This is a genomic window from Microbacterium sp. (assembly GCF_049650565.1).
Classification (GTDB): Bacteria; Actinomycetota; Actinomycetes; order Actinomycetales; family Microbacteriaceae; genus Microbacterium.
Window position 1 is genome coordinate 28,294 of the sequence record NZ_JBASAK010000022.1, and the last position, 21,633, is coordinate 49,926.

At 69.4% G+C, this 21,633-nt stretch carries 20 protein-coding genes; 14 read left to right on the plus strand and 6 right to left on the minus strand.

The window, feature by feature from the left end; translation table 11 throughout:
* Position 1 precedes the first annotated feature (1 nt).
* From purF to WA967_RS03565, 3 genes are read left to right on the plus strand one after another with little or no spacing between them, the layout of a single operon-like run.
* Complete coding sequence (gene purF / locus WA967_RS03555; protein WP_424419524.1) at positions 2-1,486, plus strand: amidophosphoribosyltransferase; 1,485 nt, start codon at positions 2-4, stop codon at positions 1,484-1,486.
* Positions 1,487-1,543: 57 nt separating this feature from the next.
* Complete coding sequence (locus WA967_RS03560) at positions 1,544-2,872, plus strand: MFS transporter (protein ID WP_424419525.1); 1,329 nt, start codon at positions 1,544-1,546, stop codon at positions 2,870-2,872.
* Between the two features lie 60 nt (positions 2,873-2,932).
* A complete protein-coding gene (locus tag WA967_RS03565) occupies positions 2,933-4,087 on the plus strand; it encodes an ATP-binding protein (RefSeq protein WP_424419526.1) in 1,155 nt (384 codons plus the stop codon).
* Positions 4,088-4,120: 33 nt separating this feature from the next.
* Here the strand turns inward: WA967_RS03565 and WA967_RS03570 are convergent, their stop codons facing one another.
* Positions 4,121-4,945, minus strand: coding sequence for an MOSC domain-containing protein (locus WA967_RS03570; RefSeq protein ID WP_424419527.1), 825 nt, complete (start codon positions 4,943-4,945; stop codon positions 4,121-4,123).
* 95 nt (positions 4,946-5,040) lie between these two features.
* Positions 5,041-5,229: a DUF3073 domain-containing protein gene (locus WA967_RS03575; RefSeq protein WP_298863132.1), complete on the minus strand. Its 189-nt coding sequence runs from the start codon at positions 5,227-5,229 to the stop codon at positions 5,041-5,043.
* A gap of 154 nt (positions 5,230-5,383) precedes the next feature.
* Between WA967_RS03575 and WA967_RS03580 the strand changes: the two genes are divergently transcribed.
* Positions 5,384-5,923 (plus strand): universal stress protein, encoded by a 540-nt coding sequence (locus WA967_RS03580; RefSeq protein WP_424419528.1) that lies wholly within the window; start codon positions 5,384-5,386, stop codon positions 5,921-5,923.
* 109 nt (positions 5,924-6,032) lie between these two features.
* Here the strand turns inward: WA967_RS03580 and WA967_RS03585 are convergent, their stop codons facing one another.
* A complete protein-coding gene (locus WA967_RS03585; RefSeq protein WP_424419529.1) occupies positions 6,033-6,662 on the minus strand; it encodes a PadR family transcriptional regulator in 630 nt (209 codons plus the stop codon).
* The gene (locus WA967_RS03590) at positions 6,659-7,501 is read right to left on the minus strand and encodes a DUF4097 family beta strand repeat-containing protein (RefSeq protein WP_424419530.1); all 843 of its coding nucleotides are present in this window, start codon (positions 7,499-7,501) and stop codon (positions 6,659-6,661) included. Before WA967_RS03590 ends, WA967_RS03585 begins: the two co-directional genes overlap by 4 nt.
* Positions 7,502-7,698: 197 nt before the next feature.
* On the opposite strand from WA967_RS03590, the gene WA967_RS03595 reads away from it, so the two are divergent.
* From WA967_RS03595 to WA967_RS03610, 4 genes are all read left to right on the plus strand, one after another.
* A complete protein-coding gene (locus WA967_RS03595; RefSeq protein ID WP_424419531.1) occupies positions 7,699-8,475 on the plus strand; it encodes a MerR family transcriptional regulator in 777 nt (258 codons plus the stop codon).
* Between the two features lie 74 nt (positions 8,476-8,549).
* Positions 8,550-9,338 (plus strand): ABC transporter ATP-binding protein, encoded by a 789-nt coding sequence (locus WA967_RS03600; RefSeq protein ID WP_424419532.1) that lies wholly within the window; start codon positions 8,550-8,552, stop codon positions 9,336-9,338.
* Between the two features lie 47 nt (positions 9,339-9,385).
* Entirely contained in the window at positions 9,386-10,903 is a 1,518-nt protein-coding gene (locus tag WA967_RS03605) for a hypothetical protein (RefSeq protein ID WP_424419542.1), read from the plus strand.
* 55 nt (positions 10,904-10,958) lie between these two features.
* Complete coding sequence (locus WA967_RS03610) at positions 10,959-12,338, plus strand: FAD-dependent oxidoreductase (RefSeq protein ID WP_424419533.1); 1,380 nt, start codon at positions 10,959-10,961, stop codon at positions 12,336-12,338.
* Here WA967_RS03610 and WA967_RS03615 read toward each other — a convergent pair.
* On the minus strand, positions 12,262-12,978 hold the full coding sequence (locus WA967_RS03615) for a Pr6Pr family membrane protein (RefSeq protein ID WP_424419534.1): 717 nt from the start codon (positions 12,976-12,978) through the stop codon (positions 12,262-12,264). The two genes, WA967_RS03610 and WA967_RS03615, sit on opposite strands and share 77 nt — an antisense overlap.
* A gap of 110 nt (positions 12,979-13,088) precedes the next feature.
* Here WA967_RS03615 and WA967_RS03620 point away from each other — a divergent pair, with 110 nt between their 5' ends.
* The 4 genes from WA967_RS03620 to WA967_RS03635 all read left to right on the plus strand — a co-directional run bounded on the left by WA967_RS03620 (position 13,089) and on the right by WA967_RS03635 (position 17,768).
* Entirely contained in the window at positions 13,089-13,469 is a 381-nt protein-coding gene (locus tag WA967_RS03620) for a fluoride efflux transporter FluC (protein ID WP_424419535.1), read from the plus strand.
* Positions 13,466-13,825 (plus strand): fluoride efflux transporter FluC, encoded by a 360-nt coding sequence (locus WA967_RS03625; protein WP_424419536.1) that lies wholly within the window; start codon positions 13,466-13,468, stop codon positions 13,823-13,825. Before WA967_RS03620 ends, WA967_RS03625 begins: the two co-directional genes overlap by 4 nt.
* A 63-nt stretch (positions 13,826-13,888) precedes the next feature.
* The gene (locus WA967_RS03630; RefSeq protein ID WP_424419537.1) at positions 13,889-14,470 is read left to right on the plus strand and encodes a TetR/AcrR family transcriptional regulator; all 582 of its coding nucleotides are present in this window, start codon (positions 13,889-13,891) and stop codon (positions 14,468-14,470) included.
* A 10-nt stretch (positions 14,471-14,480) separates the two neighbouring features.
* Positions 14,481-17,768 carry an efflux RND transporter permease subunit gene (locus tag WA967_RS03635; RefSeq protein ID WP_424419538.1) on the plus strand — a complete coding sequence of 1,096 codons (3,288 nt, stop codon included), beginning with the start codon at positions 14,481-14,483 and terminating at the stop codon, positions 17,766-17,768.
* Between the two features lie 48 nt (positions 17,769-17,816).
* Here the strand turns inward: WA967_RS03635 and WA967_RS03640 are convergent, their stop codons facing one another.
* Positions 17,817-18,719, minus strand: a complete 903-nt coding sequence (locus WA967_RS03640) for an aldose 1-epimerase family protein (protein ID WP_424419539.1) — start codon at positions 18,717-18,719, stop codon at positions 17,817-17,819.
* A 36-nt stretch (positions 18,720-18,755) separates the two neighbouring features.
* Between WA967_RS03640 and WA967_RS03645 the strand changes: the two genes are divergently transcribed.
* Entirely contained in the window at positions 18,756-19,070 is a 315-nt protein-coding gene (locus WA967_RS03645; RefSeq protein WP_424419540.1) for a hypothetical protein, read from the plus strand.
* Between the two features lie 232 nt (positions 19,071-19,302).
* Entirely contained in the window at positions 19,303-21,582 is a 2,280-nt protein-coding gene (locus WA967_RS03650; RefSeq protein WP_424419541.1) for a DEAD/DEAH box helicase, read from the plus strand.
* Positions 21,583-21,633: the final 51 nt, after the last annotated feature.

Sequence of the window (21,633 nt, forward strand, 5' to 3'; positions counted from 1 at the left end):
CATGTGCGGCATCGTCGGAATGGTCGGCAACGGCCCGGTCAACCAGGACATCTACGACGCTCTGCTGCTGCTGCAGCACCGAGGGCAGGATGCCACGGGCATCGCCACGGCCGAGCCCAGTGGTGTGATGCACATGGCCAAGGCCGAGGGCATGGTGCGCGAGGCGTTCCGCACCCGCGACATGCGCTCGCTGCTCGGCAACATCGGCCTGGGGCATGTCCGCTATGCCACGAAGGGCACCGCCTCGAACGAGGAGGAGATGCAGCCGTTCTACGTGAACGCGCCGTACGGCATCGTTCTCATCCACAACGGGAATCTCACCAACACGCGTGAGCTGACCGCCGACATGGCCCAGCGCGACCGTCGCCACCTGAACTCGTCCAGTGACACCGAGTTGCTGCTGAACGTGCTGGCCGGCGAGCTGCAGAGCACCACGTCGACCGTCGATCTCGACCCCGAGCGCATCTTCGAGGCCGTCGCCCGCACGCACAAGCGCATCGAGGGCGCGTACGCGGTCATCGCCATCATCGCCGGGTACGGGATGCTCGCGTTCCGCGACCCGTACGGCATCCGCCCCCTCATCCTCGGACGTCGGGCCGCGTCCTCGGCAGATGGGTCCCCGAGCAGGTCGAAGGGCGACGAATGGGTGGCGACCAGCGAGTCGCTGGTGCTGGAGAACGCCGACTACGAGGTCGTGCGCGAGGTGGAGCCCGGCGAGGCCGTGTTCATCACCAACGACGGCGAGCTGTTCACCCGGCAGTGCGCCGAGGAGACGCAGCTGACGCCGTGCGCGTTCGAGTACGTGTACCTGGCCCGCCCCGACTCCGTGATGAACGGCGTCTCGGTGTACGAGTCGCGACTGCGCATGGGCGAGCGACTGGCGGACACCATCGCCAAGCACGTGCCGCTGGACGAGATCGACGTGGTCATGCCCATCCCCGACTCCTCGCGCCCCTCGGCCATGGAGGTCGCCCGCAAGCTCGGGAAGGAGTACCGCGAGGGCTTCTACAAGAACCGCTACGTGGGCCGCACGTTCATCATGCCCGGGCAGGCGGTGCGCAAGAAGAGCGTGCGCCAGAAGCTCAACGCCATGTCGGCCGAGTTCCAGGGCAAGAACGTGCTGCTCATCGATGACTCCATCGTGCGCGGCACCACCAGCATGCAGATCATCCAGATGGCTCGGGATGCCGGTGCGAAGTCGGTGATCTTCGCCTCGGCCGCGCCGCCGGTGCGCTACGCGCACGTCTACGGCATCAACATGCCGTCGAAGCACGAGCTGGTCGCGCACGGTCGCACGATCCCCGAGATCGCCGAGGTGCTCGGTTGTGACAGGATCGTGTACCAGGAGGTCGAGGACCTGAAGGCCGCGATCATCGAGGGCTCCGAGCTGACCGACCTCGACATGAGCTGCTTCGACGGGCGCTACATCACCGGAACCGTGACCCCCGAGTACCTCGATTGGGTCGAGAAGTCGCAGACCTCGTGACGACATGACGGGGCCCCTGAGCGTGTCGCCTGTGCTGAGCGAGCGAAGCGAGTCGAAGTGAAGGGCCGGCCGCTGTGGCACGGGCGCGCGCTCGCGGTGCTCGGCATCCTGCTGTGCGCGTTCTCGCTGCGCTCGGCGGTGGCGTCGCTGTCGCCGGTGATCGACCACATCGGCGCGGACTTCGCGGTGCCCTCGGCGGTGCTGGGCCTGATCGGGACGCTGCCGCCGATGTGCTTCGCGGTGTTCGGGCTGATCACCCCGATCCTGGAGAGTCGACTGGGCATCGAGCGCCTGACGGTCGTCGCGTTGATCGTCATCGCCGTGGGGCTCGTCGCACGCGGCCTGATCGGCGAGTCGATCGGCCTGGTGCTGGCGACGGCGCTGATCTTCGCCGGGGTGGGGATGGGCAACATCCTCATGCCACCGCTGGTGAAGAAGTACTTCCCCGACCGAATCGGCCTGATGATGGCGCTGTACACGACGGCCATGGCGTGCTCGACGTTCGTGCCGCCACTGGTCGCGGTGCCGGTGGCGGATGCCGTGGGCTGGCGCGTCTCGCTGGCCATGTGGGCCGTGTTCGCGCTGGCCGGTGTCATCCCGTGGGTGCTCATGGTGGCCGGCCGCGGCCGCGCTTCGACTGGCTCAGCGACCCAACCCGAATGGGTCCCTGAGCCTGTCGAAGGGTCGAAGGCCGCGACCCAGGTGACTGCACCGGAATCCACCGCCGGCTTCTCCGTCACCGGCCCGATCGCCACCTCGCCGTCGAGTCGGCGCCTGTTCGCCCGGCTCGCGCGGATCCCCCTGGTATGGGCGCTGTCGGTCACCTTCGGCACCTCGTCGATCATGGCGTACGTCGCTTTCGCCTGGTTGCCGGTGATCGCGATGGACATCGCCGGGGTGGATGCCGGAACCGCCGGGCTGCTGCTGTCGCTGTTCGCTTTCGTGGGACTGCCGTCATCGCTGCTGGTGCCGGTGCTGGTGGTGCGGTTCCATGCCACCCGGCCGCTGTTCCTGTTCGGCGCGATCGCCGGCCTGGTCGGCATCCTCGGGCTGCTGCTGGTTCCGATCGCGGGTCTGCTCTGGCTGTGGACGGCGCTGTTCGGGATGGTCGGCCTGCTGTTCCCGCTGGCGCTGGTGCTGATCAGCATCCGCTCCCGCACACCGGAGAGCGCGGTGCTGCTGTCCAGCTTCGTGCAGAGCGTCGGCTACACGCTGGCCGCGATCTTCCCCATCCTGATGGGAGTGCTGCGCGACGCGACGGGCGGCTGGACCGTGCCGCTGGCAGTGATCGGAGCCGTGCTGCTGGCGAGCATTCCCGCCGGCATGATGGCAGGTCGCCGCCGCACCGTCGAGGACGAGTGGGAGAGCAGGCACGGCGCCTGGTGAAACCTCGATTACCAGGTAATTCCACCACCATCTGGGGGAATTACATGGTAGCGTGAAGTCATGATCGCGAGAGATGCGGCGGAGCGCGAACTCCGCGACGCACTGCGGCGCTCGCCGGTCGTGCTTCTCGTCGGTGCGCGCCAGGTCGGCAAGACGACGCTGGCACGCACGATCGTCCAACCCGGGATGGCGAACTACTTCGACCTCGAGGACCCGATCGATCTCGCGCGCTTGAGCGAGCCGATGCTCGCATTGGAGCCACTTCGCGGCACGATCGTCATCGACGAGGTGCAGCGGCACCCTGACCTGTTCCCCGTGCTGCGTGTGCTCGCCGACCGAACGGATGCACTCGCGACGTTCCTGGTGCTCGGCAGTGCTTCTCCCGATGCTCTTCGCCAGTCTGCCGAATCGCTGGCCGGCCGCGTCGAAGTGATCGAGCTGCCCGGTCTGGGCGCAGCGGACGTCGACGATGACATCGACCGGGTCTGGATCCGCGGGGGGTTCCCCAGGTCGACACTCGCTGCGACAGACGAAGACTCGATGCGCTGGCGACGGTCCTACATTCGCACTCTGGCCAGCCACGACCTGCGCGAATTCGGGTTGGCGCTGCCCGCCGCGAGCATCGAGCGGTTCCTGGCTCAGCTCGCGCACCACCAGGCCAACCTCTGGAACGCCGCTTCAACGGCGCGTGTCCTCGGCATCGGCGAGTCGACGGCTCGCAGGTACGTGGATGGCCTGAACGATGCGATGCTGGTGCGGGTGCTCAAGCCCTGGCTCGCCAACGCAGGGAAGCGTCTGGTGCGCACTCCCAAGATCTTCCTCCGGGACACGGGGCTGCTCCACGCGCTGTGGGGTGTGGAGTCCGAGGACGCCCTCCTGCGGCAGCCCGGGATCGGGGCGTCATGGGAATCCCTGGTGATCGATGAGATCCTCCGCCGGTCCGACGACGCTGAACCGTACTTCTGGCGCACCAGCAACGGTGCGGAGGTGGATCTGGTGCTCGAGCGCTTCGGTGAGCGGACCGGATTCGAGATCAAGCGGGCGGATGCCCCGCGGCTGACATCGTCGATGAGTGCGGCGTTGGAGGATCCGAGCCTGCAGCTGCGGAGGCTCTGGATTCTGTACCCGGGGAGCCGTCGTTATGAGCTGCACCCGCGGGCAACAGTCCTGCCCCTGGCCGATCTGCTGCAGGTCGCGAGCATCGACGGGCTCTGAGCGCACGGCCCTGAATGGGCTCGCCCAGCGGCCTCAGCCGACGGTCACCTCGTCGCCGACGCGGATGACGCCGCCCATCCCGCCCTCGTCGCCCACCGCGCCGGTCACGCCCTGCAGCAGCAGGAGCCGGCCGAGGGTGGGCTCGGGCAGGCCGATGTCGCGGGTCAGGGCGGTCAGGATGCGGGCGTCCCGGATGCCGGTGTCGGGGTTCGCGTGCGGCGCCAGGCATCGCACGATCGGGCCCTCTGCCGTGAATCGCACGTCGCCGATGCGCACTTCGCCGGTCCAGGCCAGCTCGTCCCAGGCATCCGCTCCCTCGATCACGACGTTCGAACGGAACCGGCGGTGGTCCAGCTCCTGCCCGAGCACGACGCTGACGGCGTCGACGCTCGCGGTGCTGTGCAGGGTGACGAAGCCCTTCGACCGATCCTGGAACCGCGCGCGCTCGCCGTCGCCGACCAGCACCAGCGGCAGCCGGCCCTCGCGCTGCAGCAGCTTCCACTCGGGGGAGTCCAGCACGAACGCGGTCATGATCTCGGTGAGCTCTTCGCGCCCGTCGGCATCCAGCACGACATCCACCAGGAGAGTGTCGTCGTAGGCGACCCGTACGCGCCGCGCGACGTGGTCGTACGATACCTGCAGTGCCGCCAGCGTGGGGAAGGCCTCCAGCGCGAGCCCCTTCGACTTCGGCCAGTAGTCCAGGCCGTCGCGCTGCTCCGGTTGCGCGGCATCCGCGAATCGGAATGCCAGCACGCGATCTCCGGCGATGCGCCCGTCGGACTGAACCGCCAGTTCGTCGAGGCGCTCGGGAGTGAACCCCTTGATCGGATGGCGATAGAGGGCTGCGACGCGGGGCATCCGGCCATTCTGCCACCCGCACGGCGGGGACGACGAAACCCTGGTCGACTCAGCGGATGCCGGTCGCCAGGGTGTTGTCGTGCGGAGGAGGAGGGTCAGGCTCGCTCGAGCTCGTCCTCATCCTCGTCTTCGTACTGATCGGCCCACTTGTCGACGTACTGGTCCTCCTCGGAGGACGGATGCCCGAGTTCATTCTCCAGAGCGGAGAAATTCACCGTCGGACTGTACGACTTGAGTTCGCGAGCGATCTTGGTGTGCTTCGCCTTCTGACGGCCACGGCCCATGCGCGAGACCCCCTTTTTACGAGTTCAGCAGCGGGCTGTGCACAGCCGACTGACATTTCACGGCACCGGCCTGGAGCCGGTAAGAGTAGCATTCAGAATAGCACGCACGCCAGAGCAATCGGCCGCGCGACGGCCTTTCCGCGGAAGGATCGACATGTCAGATTCCACGCCCACGGCATCCGAAGAGAGTGTCCAGAACGCCGCACTGCAGAAGGCGGTGATCGTCGGCCTGCAGCCGGGCCAGCCGGCCCAGGTGATGGCCGAGGCCATCCGCTACGCCACCCTGCTGAAGGCCCCGCTGATGGTCGTGCACGTCGATGTGACGCGCTTCGTCACCTACGAGGACCCGGACGGCTACGTGCACTCCGCCCCCATCGACCTGAATCTCGATGCCGGCGCCGCCGAGTTCGAAGACGTGCAGAAGCTCGCCTCCGACGCGCTCGGGAAGTCCGACCTGGTGTGGGCCACGCGCCAGCTGGTCGGCGACCCCGCGCTGGCGATCAAGCAGCTGGCGGACAAGCTCGACGCGCAGCTGATCGTGATCGGCACCCGTAAGCGCGGCATCGGGGAGTCCATCCGCGAGTTCTTCACCGGGTCGGTCGCTGCGCGCCTCGCGCACCGGCAGCACCGCTCCGTGCTGGTCGTTCCGCAGGGCGAGCCCGTGCCCGACGACGAGAAGGTCTGGCCGGAGTAGGCCCCGTCCCCCGTTCGCCGAGAGCACGGGACCTCGCCGAACGCACGGCGAGGTCCCGCGAAGAGGCCGCGCACTCGGCGAGGTCCCGGGCAGTCGAGACCCCGAAGGTTCAGTCGCGCAGGGTCGACAGCGCGCGCGTCACGGCGTGAGCGGCGTCGTCGAGGGCGCGCTCCAGATCCGTGACCACCGTCGCCGGCAGCACGGCGCCACGGGCGACGTGGGTGCGCAGGTCGGTGCGCACCTGCGCACGGAACGCATTGATCGCGGCATCCGCTCGTTGCAGGTTCTCCCGGCTGGTGACGCGCTCGTCGCTCATCCCGTCCGAGCGCAGACGCGTCTTCGCCGCGCGACGCTCCTCCTGCGCGGCCGTCGCGAGGTCGGCGCGCAGGCTCCGCATGGCCTCCTGCACGCTGTGCCGCACCTCGCTGGCGATGAGCCGCACAGAATCAGAGAGGCCCTGTTCGATGCCGATGAGATCGTCCGAACGTGACGACAGCTCGGCGCGACCCGCATCCGTGATGGCGTAGATCGTGGTGCGGCCCTCGACGGTCTTGGTGACCAGGCCCTCCTCCTCCAGCTTCGCCAGGCGCGGATAGATGGTGCCGGCGCTGGGCGTGTACGTGCCGCCGGTGCGATCGCTGAGCGCCTGGATGATGCCGTAGCCGTGCTGCGGCGCCTCGTTCAGCAGCGACAGCAGGTACAGCCGCAGATCACCGTGCGAGAAGACGGCGGGACTCATGACTCCTCCCACTCGGGGTCGTCGGCGACGGTCGGCCGGGCCTGGCGCAGCACCGTGATGCCACCCGAGACCGTATTGGCGCGCAGGTCGACGAAGCTTCCGGCCAGCTCGCCGGTCTGTCCGGAGTAGTTGCTGGGTCCGCCGCCCGAGCGCTTGACGCCGTCGACGGTCAGTCGGCCGCTCATGCTGCGCAGCACGTAGTTGGCGGGCAGTGTCTCGTCGAGGCGCGTGGTGACGGAGCCGGAGACCGTGTTGATGTTGAGCGTGTTCACGTCGCCGATCGCGTCGATCAGCACCGAACCCGAGACCGTGTCGACGACGGCCTTGCGCAGCGAGCCGGTGACGGCGACATCGCCGGACACGCTGTTGGCGGTGACCGACCCCGTCAGGCTGCGCACCTGCACGTCGCCGGAGACGGAGTTCGCGGTGAGATCGCCCACCACCTCGTCGGCGATGATGTCGCCCGAGACGGTGTTGAGCTTGACGTCGTTGCGGATGCCGGAGACCAGCGCCCCCGCGCTGACCACACCCAGCGTCAGCGCGATGCCGCGCGGTACGGCCACGCTGATCTCGGCCTTGGGGCCGCCGGCGCCGAAGTTGCGGAACACCTCGAGGAAGTTGTCCCACCCGATCTGCGGGTGGTCGATCTCGATCTGGGTGCCGTCGGACTCGATGCGAAGGTCCTTGTTGGTGACGCCGTGCACCTCGATGCGGATGCCGGGTTCGTCGTGGGCGATGACGTCGACCTGACCGCCGACCAGCCCGATCTTGAGCCGGGATGCGGAGGCGATGTCGATGACGCGTTCTTCGCCGGGGGCGATGAGCCACTTCTCGGTCATTGTCGTTCTCTTCCTGGTTGGGCGACATCAAGATATATCGCGTATTGCGAGAGTAACACGATATATCTCGATATTGTCAAGGAGTCGCATCGAGAGTCAGGAAAGACTCAGGATGCTTGTGCTTGACCTTGACGCAACGTCAACTTCTACCGTGGTCTCATCGACGAGACGACGGAACGACGGAAGGAGCGGATGCCGTGGACTGGTCCATCCAGGAGATCGCCCGCCTCGCGGGCACCACCAGCAGAACGCTGCGTCACTACGACGGCATCGGGCTGCTGCCGCCCTCGCGCATCGCAGGCAACGGCTACCGGCACTACGACGAGTCGGCGCTGGTGCGCCTGCAGCGCATCCTGCTGCTGCGCGAGCTCGGGCTCGGCCTGCCGCAGATCAAGCAGGTGATCGACGCGCAGGCAGGCTCAGCGAACCAGGCATCCGAGGCATCCGCTCTGCAGGCGCACCTCGAACTGCTCCGGGCGGAGCAGCAGCGCCTGGCCCGCCAGATCGCGTCCGTCGAATCCACCATCACCGCATTGACAGAGAGGAAGGACCTGATGGCCGAGAACATGTTCGACGGCTTCGATCACACCCGGTACAAGGACGAGGTCGAGGAGCGCTGGGGCAAGAAGGCGTACGCCGACAGCGACCGCTGGTGGCGAGGCATGAGCGAAAGCGACCGCGCGGGCTGGAAGCAGCGAGTAGCGGAGCTGGGTCGCGACTGGATCGCCGCCGCCGAAAGCGGCATCGACCCGGCATCTGTCGAGGCGCAGGCCATCGCCGCCCGTCACGTGGAGTGGCTCACCGGCATCCCGGGCACTCCGGCCGCCGCCCCGGGCGGCGACGTGAAGGCGTACGTGATCGGCCTCGGCGAGATGTACGTCGCCGACCCGCGGTTCGGCGCGAACTACGGCGGCGAGCAGGGTGCGGCGTTCGTCCGCGACGCTCTGCGGGTATACGCCGAGGCGCACCTGTAACCCGCCCGCGCCGAGCCCGCGATATCCCTCTGAAGGTGGATGCCGAGGGCTCGGCAGCGTGGTCGGATGGAAGCATGACCGACTCAGCTCCACCGCTCTCCGCCGCTCCTCCCGTGCTCTCCCTGCAGGGGCTGCACAAGCGGTTCGGGCAGAAGGTGGCCGTCGAGAACCTGTGGCTCGACGTACCGGCGGGGTCCATGCTCGGGCTGCTGGGCCCCAACGGTGCGGGCAAGACGACCACGCTCGCGATGACCACCGGGCTTCTGCGCCCGGATGCCGGCACGGCGTGGATACTGGGCGCCGACGTCTGGCGCGATCCTGCGGCCGCCAAGCGGCTGATGGGCGTGCTGCCCGACGGCATCCGCATGCTCGACCGGCTCTCGGGCGCCGAGCTGCTGCGCTACACCGGCCTGCTGCGGAGTATGCCCGAGGCCGACGTCGCGAGCCGCTCGGCCGAGCTGCTGGAGGCGCTGGGACTCGCCGACGCGGCCAGCACACTGGTCGTGGACTATTCCGCGGGCATGCGCAAGAAGATCGCGCTGGCGTGCGCGCTCATCCACGCGCCGCATCTGCTGATCCTCGACGAGCCGCTCGAGGCCGTCGATCCCGTCTCAGGGGAGACGATCAGACAGATCCTGCGCGCGTTCGTCGCCGGTGGCGGCACCGTGGTGATGTCCAGCCACGTGATGGAGTTGGTGGAGTCGATGTGCGACCGCGTCGCCATCATCGCCGAGGGGCGACTGCTGGCGCACGGCGCGCTCGACGAGGTGCGCGCGGGGCAGACCCTGCAGCAGAGGTTCCTGAGCCTGGTCGGCGCGCATGAGCTGGGATCGGAGACGCTGGCGTGGTTGCGCTCCTCGTAAGACTCCGGTGGCGGCAGCTGGTTCACCAGCTCGGACGCAACCCGTGGATGATCGTGTCGCTCGTGATCAGCGGGCTGGTCGCTGTGAGCCTGCTCGGATCGATGCTGATCGGCTTGGTGACCCTGCGTCTCGCCGCACCGGACGCCGCGACCGGCACCCTCGTGATCGCCGGGGCCGGCATCGTGCTGACCTGGTGGATCGGATCGATCGTCGTGAGCGCGGACGACTCCCTCGCGCCGGAGCGGTTCGCGCTGCTGCCGGTCACCGCGCGCTCGCTGCTGCCCGGCCTGGTCGTCGCCGGGGTCACCACGATCGGCGGCATCGGCACCTCCTGCGCGCTGCTGCTCATGCTCGTCGGCTGGTCGGTGCAGCCGCTCGCCATCGTCTCCGCGGTCATCCTCATACCTCTCGCGCTGGCGACCTGCGTACTGGGGGCCCGTGTCGTCAGCGGTCTGCTGGCGAGCTGGCTCGCGGGTCGGCGGATGCGCGACCTGGTCGTCATCGGCGGGACGCTGCTGCTGGCGTGCTCCGGCCTGCTGATCAACCTGCTCATGCGTGCGATCGCCGGAGTGGACGGCCCCATCGCCGTGCTCCCGGTGCTGGCCGACGCGGCGGGGTGGACGCCGCCGGGCGCCGTGTTCGGCGTCTCCGCCTCGCTTGCGTCCGGCGACTTCGCCGCAGCCGTACTGCGGCTGCTGATCGCGCTGGCCACGGCGGCGGTGCTGTGGTTCGCGGCCCGCGCGCTGCTGGCGGCGCGGCTGGTCGCGCCGATCCAGGGTCGCGGCGGCGGCCGCATCCGTTCCGGAGGGATGCTGGATCGCATGCTTCCGGCGACGCCGACCGGTGCCATCGCCGCCCGTACGCTGCGGTACTCGCGCCGCGACCCGCGGCACGTGATCAACATCGTCATGCTGCTGGTGCTGCCCGTCCTGCTGATCGGGATGAGCCTGATGAACGGGCGCGACGGCGGCTTCAGCTCCGCGTCGATCCTCATCCCCGCGATCAGCGCGGTGATGATCGGGACCATGGTGCAGATGACTCTGGCCTACGACAACGACGCGATCGCGCTGCACATCCACGCCGGCGTCCCGGGCGGGGCGGATCGCGCCGGCCGGCTGCTCGGGCTCGGGGTGATCGCCGTGCCGCTGCTCGTGGTGGTGTGCGTGGCGGCGAGCTTGCTGGCCGGCCGTCCGGATCTGCTGCCGGCAAGCCTCGGGGTGACGCTGGGGCTGGGCGCCGCTGCGGCCGGAGCCGGCATCTGGGTGGGAGCCTTCCTGCCCGGCCGGGCCCCCGCGCCGGAGGCGAGCCCGTTCGGTCGGGGTTCCTCGGGGGGCGCCCAGTCGCTGCTGGGGCTGCTCATCATCGGGCCGGTCTCGCTCGTCATCGGAGGGCCCGCGTTCGGCTTCGCGATCGCCGCGATCTGGACGCCGTGGCTGGGCTGGGTGAGCCTGGCGCTCGGGCTCATCCTGGGCGCGGGCGCCGTCTGGGCGGGAGTGGTGCTGGGCGGCCGCGTTCTCGACCGCCGCTGGCCCGAGGTGCTCGCCGAGGTCTCCAGCGAGTCGTGACCGGCACTGTCGCCGATCGCCGCCACGTGCCGGCCCGGGATAGTCTGTCTGAACGATGAGCATCACTCGCCGCACCCTGCTGCTCGGCGCCGGAACCGGCGCCGTCGCGGTGCTCCTGGCCGCGTGCACGCCCGAGCCGCAGCCGAAGCCGACGCGCACCACCCCGGTGCCCAGACCCACCGCGCCGCCCGCGGTTCCCGCACCTGCCGCATGGGCGCGCAGCACCTGGTCGACAGATCCGTACTCCTTCGGATCCATCAGCTACCTGCCGGCCGGCGCCGACCCGCAGCAGCGCGCGACCCTCGCGGAGCCGATCGGCGACCGGCTGTACTTCGCCGGCGAGGCACTGGATCCCGATCACCCCGGCACCGTGCTGGGAGCCGTCGACTCCGGTCGCTCTGCCGCCCTCGCGCTGATCGTCGCGGCGGGAGAGAAGGAGCGTGTGGCGGTCGTCGGTGCGGGCGCGGCGGGCGTCGTGGCGGCGCGGATGCTGGCCGATGCCAACCACGACGTGACCATCTTCGAGGCCCGCGACCGCTCGGGCGGGCGCATCCTCAGCAAGTCGGGCGACGACTGGCCGATCCCCGCGCAGCTGGGCGCGTGGCTCATCTCCGACGAGCAGCTCACAGCCCTGCACGACCGCATCACGACGCTCGGCGAGAAGCAGATCGTGCTGGACACCGCGACCGGCTGGTCGAAGGACGGCGCGGTCGACACGGTCGCGGGGCAGTCCATCGCCCAGGCCATCGACAAGGCGAAGAGCCTGCCGTCCGACCTGCCGCTCGACAAGGCCCTCACGCAGAACGGGGCCGATCCCGATGACCCGGCGCTCGCTGCGGCCCTCGCCTGGCAGACCGCCATCACCGGTGCTGACCCCGCCAAGGCATCCAGCTGGTACCCGCCGGCCTTCCCCGCCGACACACTGACGGGCATGGGGGAGGACCTCGGCGGGTTCTTCGACAAGCACCTGAAGGATCAGGAGATCACGCTGGCCTCACCGGTCGTGCGCATCGCCTACGACGACAGCGGGGTCAGCCTGCGGCTGGGCACCGGCGAGGCCCTGTCGTTCGACCGCGTGGTGGTCACCGTACCTCTGGGAGTGCTGCAGCAGCAGGGCATCGAGTTCGCCCCCGCGCTGCCGTTCTCGCACCGTGGAGCGATCGCCGCACTGGCATCCGGTTTCGTGGAGACCGTATGGATGCGGTTCGACAAGCTGTTCTGGGATGCCGAGCAGGCCATCTGGCACGTCGTCGGCGGCGCCGGTCTGATCCGCACCTGGCTGAACCTGATGCCGGTCACCGGGGAGCCGGTGCTGGTCGGGATCGTCGGCGGGCCGGAGGCCGAGCAGTTCGCGGCGCTCAGCGACCGCGACGCGCGGGCGGCCGCCAGAGCGGCACTCGAGTTCTTCGCACCCACCCCGCAGGGCGGGAGCTGATCTCGCCCCACGGGGGCAGCCTCACGCGCACGTGGCTCAGCAGCACCAGCAGGGCGGCGACCACGGCGAAGATCGACAGCGCGGCCAGGCAGGAGACGCCCATCTCCGGCAGCCCGGACACCTGTCGAGGATCGAGGAAGTAGTACGGGTACCAGCCGATGATGCCGCCGCGCCAGATCGTGAAGACTCCCCAGATCAGCGGGTACAGCAGCACGAACGGCAGCACCCGCCACGACGCCGGCTGCCGTCCCGGTCCGATCAGCCAGGCGATCACCGCCAGTGCGGGCAGCACGTAGTGCAGCACGACGTCCGACCACGGGACGGTGATCGGGATGCCGCGCACCCCCGCCTGCCAGACGATGATCGAGAACGCCAGTCCGGCCGTGGTCGTCCAGCTGAGCACCAGCACACGCGCCGAGGTCAGCCAGGCGGGATCCTGCAGGCTCCGCAGCGCGATGATCCCGGCGGCGATCGTCACCGCGGCGAACGCGATGTTCGACTGGATGGTCAGGTAGGCGAAGAAGTTGTCGCTGGCGAGCGTCTGCGAACCCATGCCCCACAGCATCCGGTGCGTGAGGGACACGACGCACATGGCTGCGGCGAGCAGACGCAGCCATCCGAAGATCCTTCTCGTCAGCACGCGGGCGTCGTCCTCCTGATGACCGGTTCCCTCGGGCGGGGCCCGGTCGTCTCCCGAGTCTACGTAACGGCGCCGCCGGGCGGTCCGGGCATCGTGGCTAGAGTTGGCGGGTGACCTCACCCTCGCCCACGCGCACCATCCTGCGGCCTGCGGTGCTGGTCGCCGTCGGCGGGATGCTGGGTACGGCCGCCCGGATGGCGCTGGGGATGCTGATCCCGAACGCCGCTCTGGGCGTGCTGGCGGCCAATCTCACCGGCGCCCTGGTGCTGGGCATCCTGACCGCGCGGCTGCCGGCATCCGATCTGCGGGTGTTCCTCGGCACCGGTCTGCTGGGCGGGTTCACGACCTACAGCTCGTTCATGGTCGACGCCGTGCAGCTGTGGGGGTCGTCTCCGCTGCTGGCTGCGGGCTATGCCGCTCTCACCCTGTCCGGCGGCATCGCGCTGGCCGTGCTCGGACTGCATCTCGGGCGCAGACGGGCCGCCGCATGAACCCGTTGATCTTCCTGCTGGCCGCCGCCTGCGGCGGACTGGGCGCTGCGACCCGGTACCTCGTCGACATCGGCATCGCGCGGGCGACCGGCACCCGGTTCCCCTGGGGAGTGATGGTCATCAATGTGACGGGATCGCTGGTCCTCGGGCTCGTGGTGGGGATGCTGCCGGGGGCGGCGTTCGTCGTGGGCGCGGGGTTCCTCGGCGGGTACACGACCTTCAGCACCGCGATGATCGACACGGTCGCGCTGTGGCGCGAAGGCGGGCGACGGGCATCCGTCGCGTACGCGGGCGGGATGCTGCTCGCCGGGTTTGCCGCCGCCGCCGCCGGCCTCGCCCTCGCCCAAGCCCTCTGACCCCCGTTCTCTCAGGTGGCTCCTAGCCGGAGTCATGTACATATGTACATGAAGGGGGTGGGGATGTCGGATGCTGTGCTGCGCCGCAGGCGCGACCCGCAGGGCCGACGGCAGGAGATCGTCGCCGCCGCTGCCGAGCTGATCGTCGAGGTCGGCGTCAGTGCGCTCACCCACCGCATGATCGCCGCCCGTGCGGGTGTGCCACTGGGGGCGACCACGCAGTACTTCACCACCCTCGACGAGCTGCGCACCGCCGCCCTCGGGCATCTGGCGTCCGAGGTGGACGTCCGGATGGGCAGCATCCGATCCGCCTTCCTCACCCGGGGAACCAGCCCCGAGGTCATCACCGAGCTGATCCTGCAGGGACTCGCTGACGCTCGGGCGCTGGAAGCGGATCGGGCGGTCGTCACCGCCGCGGTCAACGACCCGCAGCTGCGCGAACTGGCCAGGCGCTGGTCGGCTGAGCTGGCCGGATTCCTGACCGCCGACTACGGTCAGGAGCGCGCGAAGGCGGCATCCATCTTCATCGACGGCGTGCTCTGGCACGCCCGCATCCACGACGAGCAGCTGGACGGCTCGCTCATCGCATCCGCGCTCGCCGGCATCCTCGGCGCGCCCGAACGTCCTTCGCCCGTGAGCCACTGAATCGAGCACCGTGTCGAATCTCTCCGTCTTCAGCCTGCGCAACCGCGCACTGATCGCCCTCATCACGATCGTGGCCGCCGTGTTCGGCGGGCTCGCGCTGACCAACCTCAAGCAGGAGCTCATCCCCTCGCTCGAGCTGCCCGCGCTGATCGTCATGACGCAGTACCCGGGCGCCTCGCCCGAAGTGGTCGAGCACGACGTGTCCACGCCCGTCGAGACCGCCATCCAGGGCGTGCCGGGGCTGGAGTCGACCACGGCCACCAGCACGACCAACGCGTCCATGGTGCAGGCGACCTTCACATACGGCACCAACCTCGCCACGGCCGAGCAGAAGATGCAGCAGGCCATCAGCCGCATCTCCCAGCAGCTGCCGAAGGATGTCACGCCGCAGGTGCTGAGCGTCTCCATCGACGACTTCCCCGTCATCCAGGTCGCCGTCACCGGCTTCAGCGATGCCCAGGCCGCGCAGAACGACCTGGAGACCACTGTCATCCCGGATCTCGAGGACGTGAAGGGCGTCAACGCCGCGACCATCGTCGGCGGCACAGGGCAGCGCATCACCATCACGCCGGATGCCGCGAAGCTGGCCGCCGCGCGCCAGACCACGCAGTCGCTGAGCCAGGCGCTGCAGCAGAACGGCATCCTGCTGCCGGGCGGCGACATCACCGAGGGCTCGCAGACCCTCACCGTGCAGACCGGCTCCAAGATCACCTCGGCGCAGCAGCTGGCCGAGCTTCCGCTGGTAGGCACGACACTGACCATCGGCGACGTCGCGAGCGTCGAGCAGACCACCGACCCGGTCACCTCGATCTCGCGCGTCGACGGCAAGGACGCGCTGTCGATCGCCGTCACCAAGCTGCCCTCGGCCAACACCGTCGACGTGTCCAAGGGCGTGCTGAGCAAGCTCGACGACCTTCAGAAGACGTTCCCCGACACGACGTTCACTGTGGTGTTCGACCAGGCGCCGTTCATCGAGCAGTCCATCGAGACACTGGCCACCGAGGGCCTGCTGGGCCTGGCGTTCGCGGTGGTCGTCATCCTGATCTTCCTGCTGTCGATCCGCTCCACGCTGGTCACCGCCATCTCGATCCCGACATCGGTGCTGATCACGTTCATCGGGCTGCAGGCGTTCGGCTACTCGCTGAACCTGCTGACCCTGGGCGCGCTCACCATCGCCATCGGGCGCGTGGTGGACGACTCCATCGTCGTGATCGAGAACATCAAACGTCACTACGTGCAGGGAGCGGACAAGGCCACGGCCATCAAGCTGGCCGTGCGCGAGGTGGCGGCCGCGGTGACGGCGTCCACCATCACCACGGTCGCGGTGTTCCTGCCCATCGTGTTCGTCGGCGACATGGTCGGCGAGCTGTTCCGGCCGTTCGCCATGACCGTCACGATCGCCATGGCGGCCTCGCTGCTGGTGGCGCTGACCATCGTTCCGGTGCTGGCGTACTGGTTCCTCAAGCCCGGCAAGCCGCTGGCCGCGGCCGACGGCACGCACATCGATCCCGAGCATCCGGATGCCCCGCCCACCCGCCTGCAGAAGGCGTACCGCCCGATCCTGGGCTGGACGCTCAAGCACTCCGCGACCACCGTCGTGATCGCGCTGATGGTGCTCGGCGGCACGCTGGCCGCCGCCCCGCTGATGAAGATCAACTTCCTCAGCGACTCCGGCCAGAACACCATGACCGTCACGCAGGACATCGGCGGCACCGCCAGCCTGCAGGCCAAGTCGGATGCCGCGAAGCAGGTCGAGAAGGCGCTGAACGGCATCGACGGCATCACGCACGTGCAGGCCTCCATCGGCTCCAGCGGCTCGGCGCTGCGTGACGCGTTCTCGGGCGGTGCGGGCATCACCTACTCGATAATGACCTCTGACTCGGCTGATCAGGAGAAGCTGCGCGCCACCGTGCAGAAGCGGATCGACGAGCTGAAGGATGCCGGGGATGTGAGCGTCGCCGCGTCGGGCGGCGGTTTCGGCTCCAGCGACATCACGATCACCGTCACCGCACCCGACGCGAACGCGCTGCAGAACGGCACCGACGCGCTGGTGAAGGATCTGAAGGGCCGCGACGGCGTCGGCCAGGTCACCACCAACCTCTCGGCCTCGCTGCCGTACATCTCGGTGAACGTGGATCGCGCGAAGGCCGCCGAGCGCGGGCTCAGCGAGGTGGCCGTCGGGTCGATGGTCTCGGGCACCATGCGCCCCGACCAGATCGGCTCCATCGAGGTCGACGGCACCGGCATGAACGTCTTCATCGTGAACCCCGATCCGCCGGCATCCGTCGATGCGCTGAAGGATCTCGAGATCCTGACGCCCACCGGCTCGGTGAAGCTCTCCGACATCGCGAGCATCGAGGAGCAGAACGGACCCACCGCGATCACCACCGAGAAGGGCCGCCGCACGGCGACCATCACGGTGCCGCCCTCTTCGGACAATCTGGCGGTGGCGACCGCCTCGGTGAACGCGGCGATGGATCACGTGACGCTGCCCGAGGGCGCACGCGCCGAGATCGGCGGCGTGGCCCAGCAGCAGGCCGATTCGTTCTCGCAGCTGGGGCTGGCCATGCTGGCCGCCATCCTGATCGTCTACGTGGTGATGGTCGCGACGTTCAAGTCGCTGCGCCAGCCGCTGCTGCTGCTGGTGTCGGTGCCGTTCGCGGCCACCGGCGCGATCCTGCTGCAGATCGCCACGGGGGTGCCGCTGGGCGTCGCCTCGCTGATCGGCGTGCTGATGCTGATCGGCATCGTGGTCACCAACGCCATCGTGCTGGTCGACCTGGTCAACCAGTACCGGGCGAAGGGACTCAGCACAGCGGATGCCGTGATGGCCGGCGGCGAGAAGCGTCTGCGGCCCATTCTGATGACGGCTCTGGCGACGATCTTCGCGCTCACGCCGATGGCGCTGGGAATCACCGGGCATGGCGGGTTCATCTCGCAGCCGCTGGCCATCGTCGTGATCGGCGGCCTGGTGTCCTCCACCGTGCTGACGCTGATCGTGCTGCCGACGCTGTACAACCTCGTCGAGGGGGCGAAGGAGCGTCGGGCCACGAGGCGCGCCGCGCGCGGTTCGGGTCCCCACGGCTCGGGCTCAGGGCCAGACGACGGCGGCCACGGTCCGGTCGGCCCGCGCACACCCATCGCCCCCGAGATCATGTACCGCAGCGATGTCGAGGCGCACCTCGCGGGCGAGTCGGTGGGGGATGCCCCGGCCTCAGCAACCGACCCGGCCGCGCAGCCTCCGACCCGCCGAGCCCTGCGTTCCCGGGGACTGCCCTCCGCCGGCCCGGGGGAATGAGTGCTGCCGTGAGGGTGCCGTGCAGGGCATGCCAGGGGCGGCTGCGGTTCAGCGGGTGAAGCGGATGCCCCACTCCAGCGACCATGATTCATCGCGGGCCAGCCTGCGAAGGCCTCGCCCGGAGTTGAAGGCGTCGGCGGGAGCGGTCATGGGCTCAACGGCCACGACGAGCTCCTGACCGGGGTACGACGTCGACGTGTACGCCTGCACGTAGGTGAACCCCGCCCCCTGCTGCAGCGTCACGGTGCGGCCATCCGGTGCGGTCAGCGTGGTGCGCACGAAGCCGTCGGCATCGCGGTGCAGCGCGGCGTAGCCGGTGTCCAGCTGCACCTCGCCCAGCCGCCGTCCCTCGCGCAGGTCGGTGCCGGCCGAGACCGGGGACTCGCCGATGGGCAGCATCCGATCGTCGGTCTCGAAGTACGTCTCCGCAGGCAGCCGCAGCACCAGCATCTGCGGGTCGGTGTCGCCGATCGTCAGGTACGGATGCGTGCCCAGCGCGACCGGGGCGGGAGACGCCGAGCGGTTGATGAGCGTGTGCGTGACGTCGATGCCGGCATCCGTCAGCGCGTAGCGCACGGTGGTCTCGACCAGGTACGGGTAGCCGGTCTGGGGCACGATGGTGGCGGCGAGGGTGACGGCATCCTCGGCCTGCGCCGTGATCTCGTACGCCGTGAATCGCAGCAGCCCGTGGCTGGCGTTGTGGAACTTCGGCTCGGTGATCGCCAGCTGCCTGGTCTCGTCGCCGTCGTTCCAGACGCCGTCGCGGATGCGGTTCGGCCACGGCACCAGCACCACGCCCGACGCACCCGGCGTCGGCACGTCCTCGGGGTACGGCGGCACGACATCCACCCCGCCGACGCTGAGGTGCCGCAGTGAGGCGCCGACCTGCGCGATCTGCGCAGTCACCTCACCGCGTCGGAGGGAGAACTGGATGCCGGTCGGAGAGGTCATCCCGCCATCGTATGACGGCAGGTGCAGGATGGTCGGGTGGAATCGGATGGAGGAGCGATGGCGGATGCTGTGGAGCTGTGCTGCCTGCTGTGGGCGCGCGAGGGCGAGCGAGCGGGCCTGTCGGAGTACGAGGATCGCGTGCTGGCGCTGGTCGCCGAGCACCATGGTGAGGTCGTGCAGCGCGCGATCGGCGGTGGAGCCGGTGACGGCCCCGACGAGGTGCAGCTGTACCGGTTCCTCGACGATGCCGCGCTGCGGGGATATCTCGCCGACCCGCGGCGCACCGCGCTGGCCGAGGAGCGCGATCGCGTGATCGCGCGCACCGAGCTGTTCCCGGTGACGATCCGCTAGGCAGGCGGTTTCCCAGGAGGCTCCGGTAGACTCGTCCGGTCGGCTTCGGGCATCCGCTTCACTGCGGAGTTTTTCGAGGGTCACCTCTTTGTGAGCCCAGGGGCCGATGGTTCATCAACCATCACATGAATGGCCCCGGCCGACGGATGCCCGGGTATGTCTGCCGTGCGCTGATCTCTGTGCGCACGGAGCGGACGCTGTTCTCGTGTCAGAGACAGTGAGGAAACAACCCATGCCGAAGAACGGCAAGCCCAAGGGCGGTCGCCCGTCCCGCAACTTCGAGCCGCGCTACGCCAAGAAGACGGCGTTCCACGATCGCCACGCCGGAGGCCGCCCCGGCCGCGACGATGATCGGCGGACGGATGCCGGTGAGCGCCGCTCCTTCTCGTCCGATGCGCGTGCCGACCGTCGCCCGGGCAGCATCAGCCCCAAGCACCGCGGATACCGCGCCGCCGAGACCGGATCCGCGCCCAAGCGCCGCTGGACCGACTCGGAGCGCGCCGGCCGCGACGAGGCCCGCTCCATCCGGGGTCGCGCAGAGTCGGGGCGCCATGAGGCCCCGCACCGCGGCTCGGAGCACGGGTCGTCGAGCTGGTCGAAGCGCGAGCGCCCGTTCGAGCAGCGCGGCGAGCGCCGCTTCGGCGACGATCACCGCGGTGGCCGCGGCTTCGACCGCACCGGCAACGGTTCGCGTGACAGCCGCTTCGGGCGTGAGGATCGTCAGCGCAGTGACCGCTTCGGACGTGACGAGCGCGGCGGGCGAGGATTCGAGCGCCGTGACGAGCGCCCGCGGTTCGACCGCGACGACCGCGGCTCCCGCGGGTTCGAGCGCCGCGACGATCGCGGTGGACGGGGCAACGATCGCCGTGACGAGCACCTGCGCGACGACCGGGGCGCCCGAGGCGGCGTCGACAGGAACAGCCGCGGGCCTCGCGGCTACGAGCGTCGCGATGACCGCTTCTCGCGCGATGACCGCCCGCGCTTCGAGCGGAAGGATGACCGTCGCGGCGGGCACGACGGCTCTCGGGACCGCTTCGCGCGCAGCGATCGACCGGCCTTCGACCGTTCGCACGGGCAGCGCGACGACCGCCCGCAGAGCCGCTTCTCGCGGGATGACCGCCCGCGCTTCGAGGACCGGGGCGACCGCTTCGGCCACGACCGTTCGCGCCGCGAGGACCGCCCCAGCCGCAGCGACTGGAACCGTGCTTCGACAGGCTCAGCAACCCATGCTCTGCACGAGGAGCACGTCGACGTCGTGCACGAGCGCCTCGAGGCGCAGGCGGTCCAGGCCACCGAGGTCGCCGATGTGACGTTCGGCGACTTGGGGCTGGGCTCGAACATCGTCGAGGTGCTGCGCAACATGGGCGCCGCGACGCCGTTCCCGATTCAGGCCGCGACGATCCCCTCGATCCTCGAGGGGCGCGATGTGCTGGGCCGTGGTCGCACCGGCTCCGGCAAGACCATCGCCTTCGGCGCGCCGCTGGTCGAGAGCATCCTGCTGTCGCAGAAGGGCAAGCGCCGCGAGATCGGCCGCAAGCCCCGCGCGCTGATCCTCGCCCCGACCCGCGAGCTGGCGCTGCAGATCGACCGCACCGTGCAGCCGATCGCGCGCAGCGTGGGGCTGTTCACCACGCAGATCTACGGCGGTGTGCCGCAGGCGCGCCAGGTCGGTGCGCTGAAGAAGGGCGTCGACATCATCATCGGCACACCCGGCCGCATCGAGGACCTCATCGAGCAGCACAAGCTCGACCTCGCCGAGGTGCGCATCGCCGTGCTCGACGAGGCAGACCACATGGCCGAGCTCGGTTTCGCGGAGCCCGTGCAGCGCATCCTGCGCAAGACCGGCACCGCGCTGGACGATGGCGAGACCAGTCAGAAGCTGCTGTTCTCGGCCACGCTCGACCGGGAGGTCGCCGCGATCGTCGACGAGTTCCTCGTGGACCCGGCCGTGTACGAGGTCGCCGGCGAGGATCAGGATCACAGCAGCATCGAGCACCGCGTGCTGGTGATCGAGCACCGCGACAAGGCTGAGGTGCTGAACCTGCTGGTCGACCGCGAGGGCCAGACCCTGGTGTTCGCCCGCACCCGCGCCTATGCGGAGATGCTGGCCGAGCAGTTCGAGGATGCCGGCATCCCCGCCGTCTCGCTGCACGGCGACCTGAACCAGGCCAAGCGCACCCGCAACCTGCAGAAGCTCACCTCGGGCAAGGTGCAGGTGCTGGTGGCCACGGATGTCGCGGCCCGCGGCATCCACGTGGACGACATCGGCCTGGTCGTTCAGGCCGACGCACCCGACGAGTACAAGACCTACCTGCACCGCTCCGGCCGCACCGGCCGCGCGGGCAACTCGGGTCGTGTCGTGACGCTCATCACGCGTCAGCGCCGTCGCCGCATGGAGGAGCTGCTGTCGCGCGCCGAGATCCACGCGCCGTTCGAGCAGGCCGCTCCCGGCGACGACGTGATCGAGGAGATCGCCGGTCGCATGCCGACCGACGCCGAGCTCACCGCCTGACGCGCGTTCACAACTCCGGAGAAGCGCCTCCGCGAAGCCCCATTCGGGCTC